The sequence below is a fragment of the Actinoplanes sp. NPDC020271 genome (genome assembly GCF_044388125.1).
GTDB lineage: Bacteria > Actinomycetota > Actinomycetes > Mycobacteriales > Micromonosporaceae > Actinoplanes.
Genome location: NZ_JBIRWQ010000009.1, coordinates 154,403 through 166,224, shown reverse-complemented (window position 1 = coordinate 166,224; position 11,822 = coordinate 154,403). Strand labels below are relative to the sequence as shown.

The following is an 11,822-nucleotide window of genomic DNA, read 5'->3' as shown; positions in this document are numbered from 1 at the left end:
GATCAGGAGCCGATGGCCGGGTACGGCCGCGGCCGCTCCCCGCCGTGGGCTTGAACCCGACCCTGCGTCAGGTCCTAGCGTTCACGACGTACCTCGGGAAGGGGGTTCCGATGGGTGAGGCCCAGCGTGAGTGGCGCGTCGGGGAGCTGGCCCGGGTAACGCGCGTGACGGTTCGGGCGCTGCACCACTACGACCGGCTCGGCCTGCTCGTGCCGTCGGCCCGCACCGCGGGCGGGCACCGGTGCTACACCGGGGACGACGTGCGCAAACTGCACGTGATCCGGGCGTTGCGCGGGTTCGGGCTGAGCCTGTCGGAGATCCGCGACACGCTCGGCCAGGCGGCGGGTGACCCGCAGGGGTTGCTGCGGCGGCAGCTCGCCGAGACCGAGGAGCGGATCCGGCGCGGGATCAGCCTGCGGGCCCGCCTGATCGGGGTACTCGGCGCGCTCGACCACATGGACGAGCCGTCGACGACCGCATTCCTGCAGTTGATCGAGGAGATGACCACCATGTCCCAGCCTCTGACACCGGAGCAGATCGAGGAGATGCAGCGCAGGCGGCAGGAGTTCGCCGCGTCGCTGACGCCGGAGGAACTGGCCGAGATGGGCCGGCGTCGCTCGGCGGCGACGGCCGAGCTCACGCCGGAGCAGCGCGAGGCGATGCGGGCCGAACGGGCCCGCTGGATGCCGCCGGCCGAGTGACGACACCGCGCCGGACCGCCGTCGCCTTGCCGCCGGCATTGCGCCATGACAAGATGACGTACATGCAGTTGCGGCACGACACCGGCGACGACTGGGTCAGCGGCAGCGACTGGGTCAGCGGTAGCGCCCTGGCCCAGCGCGGCTGGACCGCGGCGGCGATCCGGCGCTTCCTCGGCGAGCCCGACCGGACGGTGCCGAACCCGGCGTTCCGCACGGCCGGCCCGATGCGACTGTTCCGGCTCGAGCGGGTCGTCGCCGCGGAACGGACCGAGCCGTGGCAGCGCTGGCGGGATTCCTTCGTGCGGCGATCGGCACGCAGCCGGGCCGCGGCCGCCGCCAAGCGCGCCGACCTGCTGGCCGACATCGCGACGCTCGACGTCCGGGTGCCGGTGATGTCCATGTCGGCCCTGGCCGAGCTGGCGGTCGCCCACCGCAACGAGGTCGTCCGGGACAGGCCCGGCCCGCGGGCGGAGCCGGTCACCGCGCAGGAGGCCGGCCCCGCGACGGTACGCCGCTGGATGGTCAGCTACCTGCGGCAGCGGAGCACGGTCCACAACGCCACGCTGGACCGGATGTATGCACGGGTCGGCCGGGCCGAGGCCACCGTGGCGATCCGCAACACCGTGTTCGCGATCATCGCCACGACTTATCCGGCGCTGGCCGACGAGACCCGGCGGCAGGTCGCGCGCGGAGCGAGAGCATGACGACCGTCTCGAGGCGAGCAGATCACAGGAGCGCGATGGCCGGGCACACCACGGCACCCGAGCCCTACCGCGGCCCCGGCCGGAAACGGCCCCCCGCACTGGGTGTCGACATCGGCGGCGTGATCGTCCGACTCGCCGGGCGCGACGAGGACACCTCGTTCTTCGGCAGCCGCCCACTGGAGACCCCCGCGGTCGAGGGCGCCGTCGAGGCCCTGGCCGCGCTGACCCGGGACACCTTCGCCGGCCGGGTGCACCTGGTGTCCAAGGCCGGGCCCAAGGTCGCCGCGAACACTCGCGCCTGGCTGTTTCACCAGCACTTCTTCGGGCGTACGGGCATCGCGGCGACCAACGTGCACTTCGTCCGGGAGCGCCGCGACAAGGCGCCGGTGTGCGAACGGCTCGGCATCACGCACTTCGTCGACGATCACCTGGCCGTCCTGGCGCACCTGGAGTCGGTGGAGCACCGCCACCTGTTCCTGGGCGGCACCGACGAGCCGGTCACGCCGGACGTCCCGCCGTGGGCGACGGTCACTCACGACCGGGCGGAGCCGGCGCGGCGTCTGGCCGCGCCCGGACGGTGAGGACTCCGGCCAGGTCCACGTCGGCCGACTCGCCGCGGTAACCGCCCTCGGTGATCACGCGCGCACCGAAGACGGTCGTCCAGAACGTACGGACCTCCAGGTCGGCCGGCCGGTCGATGGTCCAGCCGCGACGGTCCAGCACGTCCACCAGGTAGCCCTCGGCCTGCCGGAACAGCACGGCCAGGCTCTGCTGGACCGAGGCGTGCAGCTCGGGCCGCAGCCGGCTCACCGACATGGCGTGGACCGCGATCGGCACCGCGGGCAGGGCCAGCGCGGTGCGGGCCAGGGCGGCGCGGAACGACTCGGGCGTACGCCGTCGCAGCCCGATCGGTTCCAGGCGTTGCGCCTGGCGCAGCAGCAGCCGGAACGCGGCCTCGACGAAGAGCGCGTCCTTCGATCCGAAGTAGTAGGTGATCTGGTTCGGGTGCGCACCGGCCGCGGCCGCGATGTCGGCCACGCTCACCGCGGCCGGGCCACGGTCGGCGAAGAGTGCCTCGGCGGCGCCGAGGATCGCGTCGCGGGTGCGCCGGCCACGGGCCTGCGGCGGCGCGCTGGGGCTGTCCGTCATTCTTGTATGCTATACAACTACCGCTGAGGTTCGACGGAAGGGGACCCGATGGGCACGGACGATGTGGTGATCACCGGGCTGGGTGCGACGACGCCACTGGGCGGGGATGTCGACTCGCTGTGGCAGGGCATGCTGGAGGGTCGCTCGGGGGTGCGGCGCATCGACGACCTGCTGACCGGTTACGCCCACCGCGACGAGCTGCCGACGCTGATCGGCGCCCCGATGGCGGTCTCCCCCGACACGGTGCTCGGCCGGGTGCCGGCCCGGCGGATGGACCGCTGCCAGCAGGCCGCGCTGGTGGCAGCCCGGCAGGCATGGGCCGACGCGGGCACGCCCGGGGTGGACGGTGAGCGGCTGGCCGTGGTGATCGGCACCGGCATCGGCGGCGTCACCACGCTGCTGGATCAGGACGACGTGATCGAGGAGAAGGGCCCGCGGCGGGTGTCCCCGCTGACGGTCCCGATGATGATGCCCAACGGCGCCGCCGCGTGGATCAGCATCGAGTTCGGCGCCCGGGCCGGGGTCTACACCACCTCGGCGGCCTGTGCCTCCGGGGCCGAGGCGATCGCGCAGGGCGCCCGGTTGATCCGGTCGGGCGAGGCCGACGTGGTGATCGCCGGGGGCGCCGAGGCGTGCATCGCGCCGATCACCCTCGCCGGGTTCGCCCAGTCCCGCACGCTGTCCAAGCGCAACGACGAGCCGGAGCGCGCGTCCCGGCCGTTCGACGTCGACCGGGACGGGTTCGTGCTGGGTGAGGGCGCGGGCGTGGTGGTCCTGGAGCGGGCCGGGTTCGCCGCGGCCCGGGGCGCGCGGCCGGTCGCCCGGCTCGCCGGGTTCGGGATCACCGCCGACGCGTATCACATCACCGGCCCGGAGCCGTCGGGCGAGGGCCAGATCCGGGCGATCCGGGCCGCGCTGCGGACGGCCGGGCTGGCGCCGGGCGACGTCGGCCACCTCAACTGCCACGCCACCTCGACCCTGGTCGGTGACATCGGGGAGGCCGCGGCGATCCGCACGGCGCTCGGCGACGACGTGGTGCTGACCGCCCCGAAGGGCGCGATCGGCCACCTGGTCGGGGCGGCCGGTGCGGTGGAGAGCATCATCACCGTGCTCTCGGTCGCCGAGCAGATCATCCCGCCGACGCTGAACCTGGAGAACAAGGATCCCGGGGTCCCGCTCGACGTGGTCACCGGGGAGCCGCGCAAGCAGGCGCTCGGCGCGGCGATCTGCAGCTCGTTCGGCTTCGGCGGCCAGAACGTGTCGTTGCTGTTCACCCCCGCATGACCGCAACAGACGCAGCCCCGGGCAGCGATCCTGCCCGGGGCTGCGTCTGGGCCGATCAGGCGAGGTTGAGCTCGACCTCGACGTTGCCGCGGGTCGCGTTCGAGTAGGGGCAGACCTGGTGCGCGGCCTCGAGGATCGCCTTGGCCTGCTCCTCCGGCAGACCGGGCAGCTCGGCCTCGATCGTCACGTTCAGCCCGAAGCCGCCGCTGGGCAGCTGGCCGATGCCGACGTCGACGGTGATCGCGGTGTCGGTGAGGGTCACCTTCTGCATGCCGGCGACCCGCTTCAGGGCGCTGTGGAAACAGGCCGCGTAGCCGGCCGCGAAGAGCTGCTCCGGGTTGGTCAGGGCACCGCCGGGGCCGCCCATCTCCTTCGGGATCGCCAGGTCGAAGTCGAGGACACCGTCGCTGGAACGGACGTGCCCGTTGCGGCCGTCACCGGTCGCGGTGGCGGAGGCGGTGTAGATCGCGGTCATGCCGGTCACCTTTCGTGGGAACTTGCGGAGGGGCGGTTGGCCCGGATGAGCAGACTCTGCAACTGGGTGAGCTCGTCGACGGTCAGGTCGACCGAGCAGAGCAGCGCCTGGGTGAGGTCGCCGATCTCGTCGCGCAGGCGCTGACCCGTTTCGGTCAGGCTGACCAGGACGGTGCGCTCGTCGTCGGCGCCGCGGGCCCGGGTCAGGTGACCCTGCGCCTCGAGACGCTTCAGCAGCGGCGAGAGGGTGCCGCTGTCCAGCCGCAGGGTGCGACCCAGATCACGGACGGTAGTCGGACCGTCGTGCCAGAGCACCCGGAGAACCAGGTACTGCGGGTACGTCAAGCCGTGCGGGTCGAGCAGCGGACGGTAGAGCGACGTCATCGCCCGGCTGGCCGCATAGAGCTGAAAGCAGATCATCTCGTCCAGTGCCGTGCTTTCCCGCATGACCAGAACAGTAGTGCGCAATTAAGTTGTGCGCAACCGATTGGTGGCGCGGACCACTACCACGTGTGATCATCGCGGGATGCCGGGCATCCGATTCGTGAAACTTCCCCCCGCCGCCCTGTCCGCCCTCGTCGACGGCGACCTGGACGCCGCGAGCCGGGCCGCCGGGACCCCGCTGAGCCAGTACCTGGCCGACGAGAGCTGGCTGTGGGAGATCCGCCTCGAGGACATCCGGCGCGACCCGGAGGCCGCCGACTGGATCGCCCGCGCCGCGCTGAGCGACCCGGACGGGATCGTTGTCGGACACGGCGGCTTCCACGGCCCGCCCGACGCCGACGGGATCGTCGAGGTCGCCTACTCCGTCGACCCGGCCCACCGCCGCCGGGGCCACGCCAAGGCCATGCTGCGTGCCCTGCTCGACCGCGCCGACGCCGACCCGCGCGTCACCGCCGTCCGCGCCAGCATCCGCCCCGACAACACCGGCTCCCGCGCCACGATCAAAGGCTTCGGCTTCCGCAAGATCGGCGAGCAGTGGGACCCCGAAGACGGCCTCGAGGACGTCTACCTCCGCCCCGGAAAACCATGAACCCGCTTATTCGGTACGCCGTGAGCCTCGTCCCGTGACTCCCCGACGCGAGCCGGCGGCCACTCCCGGCCGCACGACGCGACGCCCGGACCCGGCCGGCCGTCGGGGGTGCTTCACGCGGCCGGCAGCACCCCGCGGAACCAGCCGCCAGCGGCAGCGCGGCGCGGGCTGAGCAGCCGCGGACCGCGCGCGGGGCCGGGCGGCACGGTCGAGGGTGGGGCGTTGCGGGGGCGTACGCGGGAAATGGGGTTCAGGGGTCGAGACGGACGACCAGCGGGCGGTGGTCGGAGACCGGCGAGTGCGGGGTGCGGACCTGGACGACCCGGCCCAGCGGGGCGGCACCGCGCGGGTCGGCGAGGATGTGGTCGAGCTGGGTGCGCGGGTACGGGCTGGGGAACGTCGCCGCACGCGCCAGCGGACGCCAGCCGGTGAACGCCCGGACCGGACCGGTGGGCATGTTGAGGTCACCCAGCAGGATGCGCGGGGCCGGCAGGGCGCGCATCGCCCGGACGGCGTGACGCAGCTGCCGCACGTTCCAGCCCGGCACGAACGACAGGTGCGTGGTGCCGACGCTGACCGGCCCGTGCGGCGTCTCCAGGACCGCGGCCAGCAGCACCCGCGGCTCGTCCTTGAGCAGCAGCAACCCGTCCCCGGTCAGCACCGGCGAGCGGATCGGCGCGGCCGGCAGCTGGGTGATCTGCCAGCGCTGCACCGGGAACCGGCTGACCAGGCCGATCCCGTACTGCGGATGGGAGATGTCGGCGTCGGCGTGCCAGGGCTGCCAGGTCTGCCCGGGCGTGCCGACCACGGCCGCGGCGAAGCGGTGAGCGGGCGCTCTCAGGGCTTCGGCGCAGAGCACGGTCAGGTCGAGACCGCCCGACCGGGGCTGGGCCCGGTCGACCTCCTGAAGACCCAGCACGTCCGCGTCGAGGTCGGCGACGGCGGCGTGGACCCGATCGGCGTGTACCGTGCCGTCGGACAGAGATCTGCCGTGCAACAGGTTGAAGGTGGCCAGGCGCACAGGCCGACCCTAGTCAACGCATCGCGCGGGCGGGCGGGCGGTACGCTCCGTCGTCGATGACAATCGACGTCGCTGGGTGGAGCCGGCGATCGCGGCGGGTTCGTCGCGGCTTTCTCGTGCCGGTGGCGCTGGTCGGGCCGCCGTCCGGTACGGCCTGCGGGTCCGTGACGGATCCGGTGAGCCCGCCCGCTCCCTGACCTCGCGCAGTCCCGAGACGGTGACCCTGGGCGGTCCGGCCTCGCGCGGTGAGGCAACGACTCTTGCAACGGGCAGCGCACCGGCTCCCGGTCGTACCGGCCGACCAGCACCGGCTCGTCGTCGGAAATGCGCAGATCCACGGCGGCGGGCAGGCCCGGGTGCCGGCGCCGCGGCTCGCGTACCCACCGGCATGCAGTAGACGCACCGCTCACCGGCCCCGCCGGGACTGCGCGCCGCAACGCCGGAACGGACGGATCGCCGCGCCCGGTTCCCGGGAGTCAGGTGGTCCACGCGGCGCGTGGGCCGGTAGTCAGTCGAGGCGGGCGGATGTGCTCTGTCGCCGGTCGAGGCGGCAGCGTGAGGCTTGTGGCGTGGACACGTCAATCGGGATTGAAGCAAGCCGGGTCGAACCGTCGCGGTTGTTGGCCGTGGCCGCGGATCCGGTGCGGTGGCGGCTGCTGGCGGCGCTGGCCGAGGCCGGCACCCGATGTGTCTGCGACCTGCAGCCGATCGCCGCGGTGCCGGCCAATCTGCTGTCCTACCACTTGAAGGTTCTGCGGGACGCGGGACTGGTGTGCTCGCGCCGCCGGGGCCGCTGGATCGACTACACCCTGGCCAAGGACGCCGAGGCGCGGTTGCGGGCGGCGCTGCCGATGGCGGGGCACCCGCTCGTGGTCGTCGGCTCGGGGAGGGTGTGATGAGCACGCTGGACACGTCGCCCGGTCGGCACCGGTCGCGCCGACTGATCACGGTTGCCGTAATGGCCGGTGCCTGGCTGCTGGCTTATGCCGGCAACAGGCCGTTCTGGGATCTGCTGGTGTACCAGGTCGCCGGCCTGGACCCGGATTCGCGGCTGGGCAGCGGGCTGCACTTCTTCGTGACCGACACGGCGAAGATCATTCTGCTGCTGGCCGGGATCATCTTCGTGGTCACCGTGGCCCGGTCGTTCCTGAGCCTGGAACGGACCCGGGCGCTGCTCGGCGGCCGCCGCGAGGGCGTGGCGAATCTGGTGGCGGCCGGGCTGGGCATCGCAACGCCGTTCTGTTCCTGTTCGGCGGTGCCGGCGTTCATCGGGTTCGTCGCCGCAGGGGTGCCGCTGGGGGTGACGCTGTCGTTCCTGATCGCCAGCCCGCTGATCAACGAGGTCGCGGTGGTGCTGCTCTACGGCATGTTCGGTATGCGGATCGCCGCCTTGTACATCGGGTCCGGGCTGGTCATCGCCACGCTCGCCGGCTACGTGCTGGGTCGGATCAGCCCGCCCCGCTGGGTGGAACCGTTCGTGTACGCCACCACCCTGCGCGGCGTTCCGGTGGCGACCGGGCAGCGGCTGACCCTCGACGACCGGATCACCCTGGGCAGGGAGGAGGTCGGCAAGATCCTGCGCAAGACGTGGCCGTACCTGGTGGTGGGCATCGGGCTGGGCGCGGTGATCCACGGCTGGGTGCCGGCGGACTTCTTCGCCCGCTGGGCCGGCGCCGGCAATCCGCTGGCCCCGTTGGTGGCGGTGCTGCTGGGGGTGCCGCTGTACTCCAATGCCGCCGGGGTGCTGCCGCTGGTCGAGGTGTTGCATGCCAAGGGCGTGGCGATGGGCACTGTGCTGGCGTTCATGATGAGCGTCGTCGCGCTGAGCCTGCCCGAGATGATCCTGCTGCGCCGAGTCCTCAAACCCCCACTGCTGGCCGCGTTCACCGGTGTCGTGGCCACCGCGATCGTGATCACCGGCTATCTGTTCAACACGATCCTCTAGGAGCGACCTCATGAACATCAAGATCCTCGGTTCCGGCTGCGCGAACTGCCACACCCTGGAAACCCGCACCCGCGAAGCACTGACCGAACTCGGGATGACCGCACAGGTCACGACGGTCACCGACTACCCCACCATCCTGGGCTACGGGGTGATGAGCACACCTGCCCTGGTCGTCGACGAGCAGGTCGTACTGGCCGGACGGGTTCCCACCACCGCACAGGTCGCGCAAGTGCTGAGCGCGGCCGCCGCCGGGGCGGCCTGAACAGACGGCTTCGTCCCTCGGCGGCTACTCGGCAGCCCCGGCAGGTCGCCGCAGGAGCCGTCCTGGCCGCCCCGCGGTTGTCGTCGCCGTCACGGCGGCCAGACGCGGGTGCGGCCCGGCCCGCTAGTGTGGCCGGATGTTCACCAGGGCCCTGTGCTGCTCGATGCTCGTCTTCATAGCCGTGGCAATGCTCGGCATGTGGCTCCAGAGGCTGCGCGGCCGTAAGTGATCATTACGCTCCTGGTGGCGGCCGCCGCGGCCGGCTGGGTCGACGCGGTCGTCGGCGGTGGCGGTCTGCTGCTGCTGCCGGCCCTGCTCGTGGCCGCCCCGCAACTGCCGCTGCCCACCGCACTGGGCACGAACAAGCTCGCCGCGATCTGCGGGACGAGCACGGCGGCGGTCACGTACGCACGCCGCACCAAGATCGACTGGGGGGTGGCGGGCCCGTCCACCGCCCTGGCGCTGCTCTGCGCCGGATGCGGGGCGCTGCTCGCCGGGTCGATTCCGGCCACGGCGTACCGGCCGGTCGTGCTCCTCGTCCTGATCGCCGTGGCGGTCTTCGTTACCGCGAGACCGGCCATGGGGCTGGCCGAGCACATGGAGAAACGCACCCCCACCAGGCGCGTCCTCGCGGTCGCGGTGGCCGGCGGGGTCGTCGCGCTCTACGACGGACTGATCGGTCCCGGCACCGGCACGTTCCTGGTGCTCGCGTTCACCACGATCGTCGGTGCCGACTTCGTGCACGGCTCGGCCATGGCCAAACTGGTCAACACCGGCACCAACCTGGGCGCGCTGATCGTCTTCGCGGCGACCGGGCACGTGCACTGGGGGCTCGGCGCCGGCATGGCCGTCTGCAACATCGCCGGCGCGGTCGTCGGCGCCCGGATGGCGCTGCGCAAGGGCTCCGGCTTCGTCCGGATCGTGCTGCTGGTCGTGGTGCTCGCCCTGATCGTCAAGCTCGGCGTCGATCAGATAAGAATGCAGTGATGAGCGACGAGACCCAGAACCTGATCGCGGAGATCGAAGAGCAGGAACGCCGCCTGGTCTTCGGCAAGTTCGACGAGGCCGACGCGTGGGCCCTCGGCTGCCTGCTGGTCAACCTGGCCACCCAGCGCGGGCTGCCGGTCGCGGTCGACATCCGGCGCGGCGAGCAGCAACTGTTCCACGCCGGCCTGCCCGGCTCCACCGCCGACAACGACGTCTGGATCGCCCGCAAGGTCCGCGTCGTCTACCGCTTCGCCGCCTCGTCGTACCTGGTCGGGCGCCGGCTCGCGGCCAAGGACAGGGAGCTCGACGCGGCCATGGGCGTCGACCCGGCGCTGTTCGCGGCGCACGGCGGGGCGTTCCCGATCCGGGTCGCCGGGGCCGGGGTGGTCGGCGTCGTGACCGTCTCCGGGTTGCCGCAGGCCGAGGACCACGCGCTGGTCGTCGAGGCACTCGAGACGTTCCTCGAGGACTGAACGGAGCCGGCGACCGTTGCGTTCGTCAGCCGGGCGGGCTGCGGCGATCCGGTCGAAAGCCGGGCGGGCCGGAGCCGGGCGGGCCGGAGCCGGGCGGACCGGAGCCGGGCGGGCTGCGGCGATCCGGTCGAAAGCCGGGCGGGCCGGAGCCGGCCGCCACGCTGCGCCCGTCGGCCCCGGCCGTGCCCGATCCGGCCGGGGCCGACGGGGACTGCGCTCTGACGCCTCTGCCCTCAGCAGATCCGTTTGGGGGTGGGACGAGCGGTCGGGCAGGCTCGGCCCATGCGGATTCTGATCCTCGGAGGCAGCGGGTTCGTCGGCCGGGTCCTGGCCACGACCGCGATGTCGGCCGGTCACCACGTGACCGTTTTCAATCGTGGGCTGCGCGATCCGGTGCCCGGGGCCGAGGTGCTCGTCGGTGACCGGCTCGCCGACGGCGGGCTCGCGGCGCTGGCGACCGGAACGTGGGACGCGGTGGTCGACACGTGGTCGGCGGACGCGGCGGCGGTCGGCACGGCGGCGGCGTTGCTGGCGGGGCGGGCAGGGCATCTGACGTACGTCTCGAGCCGTTCGGTCTATCGCTGGCTCGCCCCGGGAGTGATCGACGAACGGACGCCGCTCGCCGACCTCGACGATCCCGGATATGCCGGTGACAAGCTGCGCGGGGAACGCGCCACCGAGGCGTTCGGCGGGCCGGTCCTGCTGGCCCGGGCCGGGCTGATCCTCGGGCCGCACGAGGACGTCGGCCGCCTGCCGTGGTGGCTGAACCGCCTGCACCGCGGCGGGCCGACCGTCGCACCCGGGCCACGGGACCTGCCCCTGCAGTATGTCGACGTGCGCGACCTGGCCGGCTTCATCCTCGCCAACGTCGGGACGGCCGGGCCGGTCAACGTGGTCAGCCCGGCCGGGCACACCACCATGGGGCAGCTGTTGGACGCCGCGAACGCGGTGACCGGCGGCCGGGCCGAGCTGCGCTGGACCGCGCCGGAGACGATCCTGGCGGCCGGGGTGCAGCCGTGGACGGACCTGCCGATCTGGTTCCCGCCGGGCGCCGAGCACGACTTCATGCACGGCGGGGACGTGAGCAGGGCGCTCGGCGCGGGGTTGCGGTGCCGGCCGGTCGAGGAGACCGTGGCGGACACCTGGGGGTGGTTGTCCGGGCTGGGCGGGGCGGTGCCGCAGCGGGCGGACCGGCCGGCGGTCGGGCTGGACCCGGAGGTCGAGGCGAAACTTCTGGCCGCCTGAGAGCAACACGGCTCCGATCTGCTTCGCGACCGGCCTAGTCATGGCGGTCGGCGCGGCCGGCGATCACTGCGCGACAGGTCAGCTCCAGGGCCTGGCGAACGCCGTCGCGCCAGCGGTCGTCGGCCACGTCGGGCAGCGAGGCGGCCTCACCGAGCGGCACGGGACCCCCGCTGAGCTCGACGGCGGTCGCGCTGAGCGGCACAGGAGTCCCACCGAGCGGCATCCCGCTGAGCGGCACGGCGCCCCCACCGGGGTCGGTGATCAGCCGCGCCGCCATGCGTTTCAGCAGCGCCTGCCGGTACGCGGTCAGGATCGCCGCGGCGAGGGCCTCCGGTTCGCGCAGCCGTTCCGCCCACCGCCGGCTGACCTCGACCGCGGTGACGCTGCCGTCCGCGCCCACCCGCACCAGCACCACGCCGTCGTCGTCGACGCCGGTCTGGGCCGCGCCCGCCCGCAGGTCCGGCCCGGGCGTGACCCGCATCGGGCCGGGGCCGCCGAGCCGGCGGTCATGTCCGGCGGCAGAGTCGCCCGGCAGGCGGTCATG

16 protein-coding genes are annotated in these 11,822 nt (G+C 73.0%); 11 read left to right on the top strand and 5 right to left on the bottom strand.

Annotated features, from left to right (window positions below; genetic code table 11):
• Positions 1–110: 110 nt before the first annotated feature.
• From ACH442_RS21650 to ACH442_RS21640, 3 genes are read left to right on the top strand one after another with little or no spacing between them, the layout of a single operon-like run.
• On the top strand, positions 111–701 hold the full coding sequence (locus tag ACH442_RS21650; RefSeq protein ID WP_396339867.1) for a MerR family transcriptional regulator: 591 nt from the start codon (positions 111–113) through the stop codon (positions 699–701).
• Between the two features lie 53 nt (positions 702–754).
• Entirely contained in the window at positions 755–1,405 is a 651-nt protein-coding gene (locus ACH442_RS21645; protein WP_396339866.1) for a hypothetical protein, read from the top strand.
• A gap of 35 nt (positions 1,406–1,440) precedes the next feature.
• The gene (locus tag ACH442_RS21640; protein ID WP_396339865.1) at positions 1,441–1,986 is read left to right on the top strand and encodes a hypothetical protein; all 546 of its coding nucleotides are present in this window, start codon (positions 1,441–1,443) and stop codon (positions 1,984–1,986) included.
• Here ACH442_RS21640 and ACH442_RS21635 read toward each other — a convergent pair.
• The gene (locus tag ACH442_RS21635; protein ID WP_396339864.1) at positions 1,934–2,554 is read right to left on the bottom strand and encodes a TetR/AcrR family transcriptional regulator C-terminal domain-containing protein; all 621 of its coding nucleotides are present in this window, start codon (positions 2,552–2,554) and stop codon (positions 1,934–1,936) included. The genes ACH442_RS21640 and ACH442_RS21635 overlap by 53 nt on opposite strands.
• A gap of 48 nt (positions 2,555–2,602) precedes the next feature.
• Here ACH442_RS21635 and ACH442_RS21630 point away from each other — a divergent pair, with 48 nt between their 5' ends.
• Positions 2,603–3,838: a beta-ketoacyl-[acyl-carrier-protein] synthase family protein gene (locus ACH442_RS21630; RefSeq protein WP_396339863.1), complete on the top strand. Its 1,236-nt coding sequence runs from the start codon at positions 2,603–2,605 to the stop codon at positions 3,836–3,838.
• A 55-nt stretch (positions 3,839–3,893) separates the two neighbouring features.
• Here the strand turns inward: ACH442_RS21630 and ACH442_RS21625 are convergent, their stop codons facing one another.
• Together ACH442_RS21625 and ACH442_RS21620 are read right to left on the bottom strand one after the other, a co-directional pair.
• A complete protein-coding gene (locus tag ACH442_RS21625; RefSeq protein ID WP_396339862.1) occupies positions 3,894–4,313 on the bottom strand; it encodes an organic hydroperoxide resistance protein in 420 nt (139 codons plus the stop codon).
• Between the two features lie 5 nt (positions 4,314–4,318).
• A complete protein-coding gene (locus ACH442_RS21620) occupies positions 4,319–4,759 on the bottom strand; it encodes a MarR family winged helix-turn-helix transcriptional regulator (protein WP_396339861.1) in 441 nt (146 codons plus the stop codon).
• Between the two features lie 79 nt (positions 4,760–4,838).
• Here ACH442_RS21620 and ACH442_RS21615 point away from each other — a divergent pair, with 79 nt between their 5' ends.
• Positions 4,839–5,345, top strand: a complete 507-nt coding sequence (locus tag ACH442_RS21615) for a GNAT family N-acetyltransferase (protein ID WP_396339860.1) — start codon at positions 4,839–4,841, stop codon at positions 5,343–5,345.
• Between the two features lie 250 nt (positions 5,346–5,595).
• Here ACH442_RS21615 and ACH442_RS21610 read toward each other — a convergent pair whose 3' ends face one another.
• On the bottom strand, positions 5,596–6,366 hold the full coding sequence (locus tag ACH442_RS21610) for an endonuclease/exonuclease/phosphatase family protein (protein WP_396339859.1): 771 nt from the start codon (positions 6,364–6,366) through the stop codon (positions 5,596–5,598).
• Positions 6,367–6,935: 569 nt separating this feature from the next.
• On the opposite strand from ACH442_RS21610, the gene ACH442_RS21605 reads away from it, so the two are divergent.
• From ACH442_RS21605 to ACH442_RS21580, 6 genes are all read left to right on the top strand, one after another.
• Positions 6,936–7,262: an ArsR/SmtB family transcription factor gene (locus ACH442_RS21605; protein WP_396339858.1), complete on the top strand. Its 327-nt coding sequence runs from the start codon at positions 6,936–6,938 to the stop codon at positions 7,260–7,262.
• Positions 7,262–8,311: a permease gene (locus ACH442_RS21600; protein ID WP_396339857.1), complete on the top strand. Its 1,050-nt coding sequence runs from the start codon at positions 7,262–7,264 to the stop codon at positions 8,309–8,311. The genes ACH442_RS21605 and ACH442_RS21600 overlap by 1 nt, the downstream gene beginning before the upstream one ends.
• A 10-nt stretch (positions 8,312–8,321) precedes the next feature.
• Positions 8,322–8,573 carry a thioredoxin family protein gene (locus ACH442_RS21595; protein WP_396339856.1) on the top strand — a complete coding sequence of 84 codons (252 nt, stop codon included), beginning with the start codon at positions 8,322–8,324 and terminating at the stop codon, positions 8,571–8,573.
• A gap of 225 nt (positions 8,574–8,798) precedes the next feature.
• Entirely contained in the window at positions 8,799–9,560 is a 762-nt protein-coding gene (locus tag ACH442_RS21590; RefSeq protein ID WP_396339855.1) for a sulfite exporter TauE/SafE family protein, read from the top strand.
• A complete protein-coding gene (locus ACH442_RS21585; RefSeq protein ID WP_396339854.1) occupies positions 9,560–10,033 on the top strand; it encodes a heme-degrading domain-containing protein in 474 nt (157 codons plus the stop codon). The genes ACH442_RS21590 and ACH442_RS21585 overlap by 1 nt, the downstream gene beginning before the upstream one ends.
• A 282-nt stretch (positions 10,034–10,315) precedes the next feature.
• Positions 10,316–11,278, top strand: a complete 963-nt coding sequence (locus ACH442_RS21580; protein WP_396339853.1) for an NAD-dependent epimerase/dehydratase family protein — start codon at positions 10,316–10,318, stop codon at positions 11,276–11,278.
• Positions 11,279–11,312: 34 nt separating this feature from the next.
• Here the strand turns inward: ACH442_RS21580 and ACH442_RS21575 are convergent, their stop codons facing one another.
• Positions 11,313–11,759, bottom strand: coding sequence for a hypothetical protein (locus tag ACH442_RS21575; RefSeq protein WP_396339852.1), 447 nt, complete (start codon positions 11,757–11,759; stop codon positions 11,313–11,315).
• Positions 11,760–11,822 lie beyond the last annotated feature (63 nt).

What these genes read in the sequence shown, in the direction of transcription:
- ACH442_RS21650 (WP_396339867.1), top strand. Translation starts at nt 111, where the DNA reads ATGGGTGAGGCCCAGCGTGAGTGGCGCGTCGGGGAGCTGGCCCGGGTA.
- ACH442_RS21645 (WP_396339866.1), top strand. Translation starts at nt 755, where the DNA reads ATGACGTACATGCAGTTGCGGCACGACACCGGCGACGACTGGGTCAGC.
- ACH442_RS21640 (WP_396339865.1), top strand. Translation starts at nt 1,441, where the DNA reads ATGGCCGGGCACACCACGGCACCCGAGCCCTACCGCGGCCCCGGCCGG.
- ACH442_RS21635 (WP_396339864.1), bottom strand. Translation starts at nt 2,554, where the DNA reads ATGACGGACAGCCCCAGCGCGCCGCCGCAGGCCCGTGGCCGGCGCACC.
- ACH442_RS21630 (WP_396339863.1), top strand. Translation starts at nt 2,603, where the DNA reads ATGGGCACGGACGATGTGGTGATCACCGGGCTGGGTGCGACGACGCCA.
- ACH442_RS21625 (WP_396339862.1), bottom strand. Translation starts at nt 4,313, where the DNA reads ATGACCGCGATCTACACCGCCTCCGCCACCGCGACCGGTGACGGCCGC.
- ACH442_RS21620 (WP_396339861.1), bottom strand. Translation starts at nt 4,759, where the DNA reads ATGCGGGAAAGCACGGCACTGGACGAGATGATCTGCTTTCAGCTCTAT.
- ACH442_RS21615 (WP_396339860.1), top strand. Translation starts at nt 4,839, where the DNA reads ATGCCGGGCATCCGATTCGTGAAACTTCCCCCCGCCGCCCTGTCCGCC.
- ACH442_RS21600 (WP_396339857.1), top strand. Translation starts at nt 7,262, where the DNA reads ATGAGCACGCTGGACACGTCGCCCGGTCGGCACCGGTCGCGCCGACTG.
- ACH442_RS21595 (WP_396339856.1), top strand. Translation starts at nt 8,322, where the DNA reads ATGAACATCAAGATCCTCGGTTCCGGCTGCGCGAACTGCCACACCCTG.
- ACH442_RS21585 (WP_396339854.1), top strand. Translation starts at nt 9,560, where the DNA reads ATGAGCGACGAGACCCAGAACCTGATCGCGGAGATCGAAGAGCAGGAA.
- ACH442_RS21580 (WP_396339853.1), top strand. Translation starts at nt 10,316, where the DNA reads ATGCGGATTCTGATCCTCGGAGGCAGCGGGTTCGTCGGCCGGGTCCTG.
- ACH442_RS21575 (WP_396339852.1), bottom strand. Translation starts at nt 11,759, where the DNA reads ATGCGGGTCACGCCCGGGCCGGACCTGCGGGCGGGCGCGGCCCAGACC.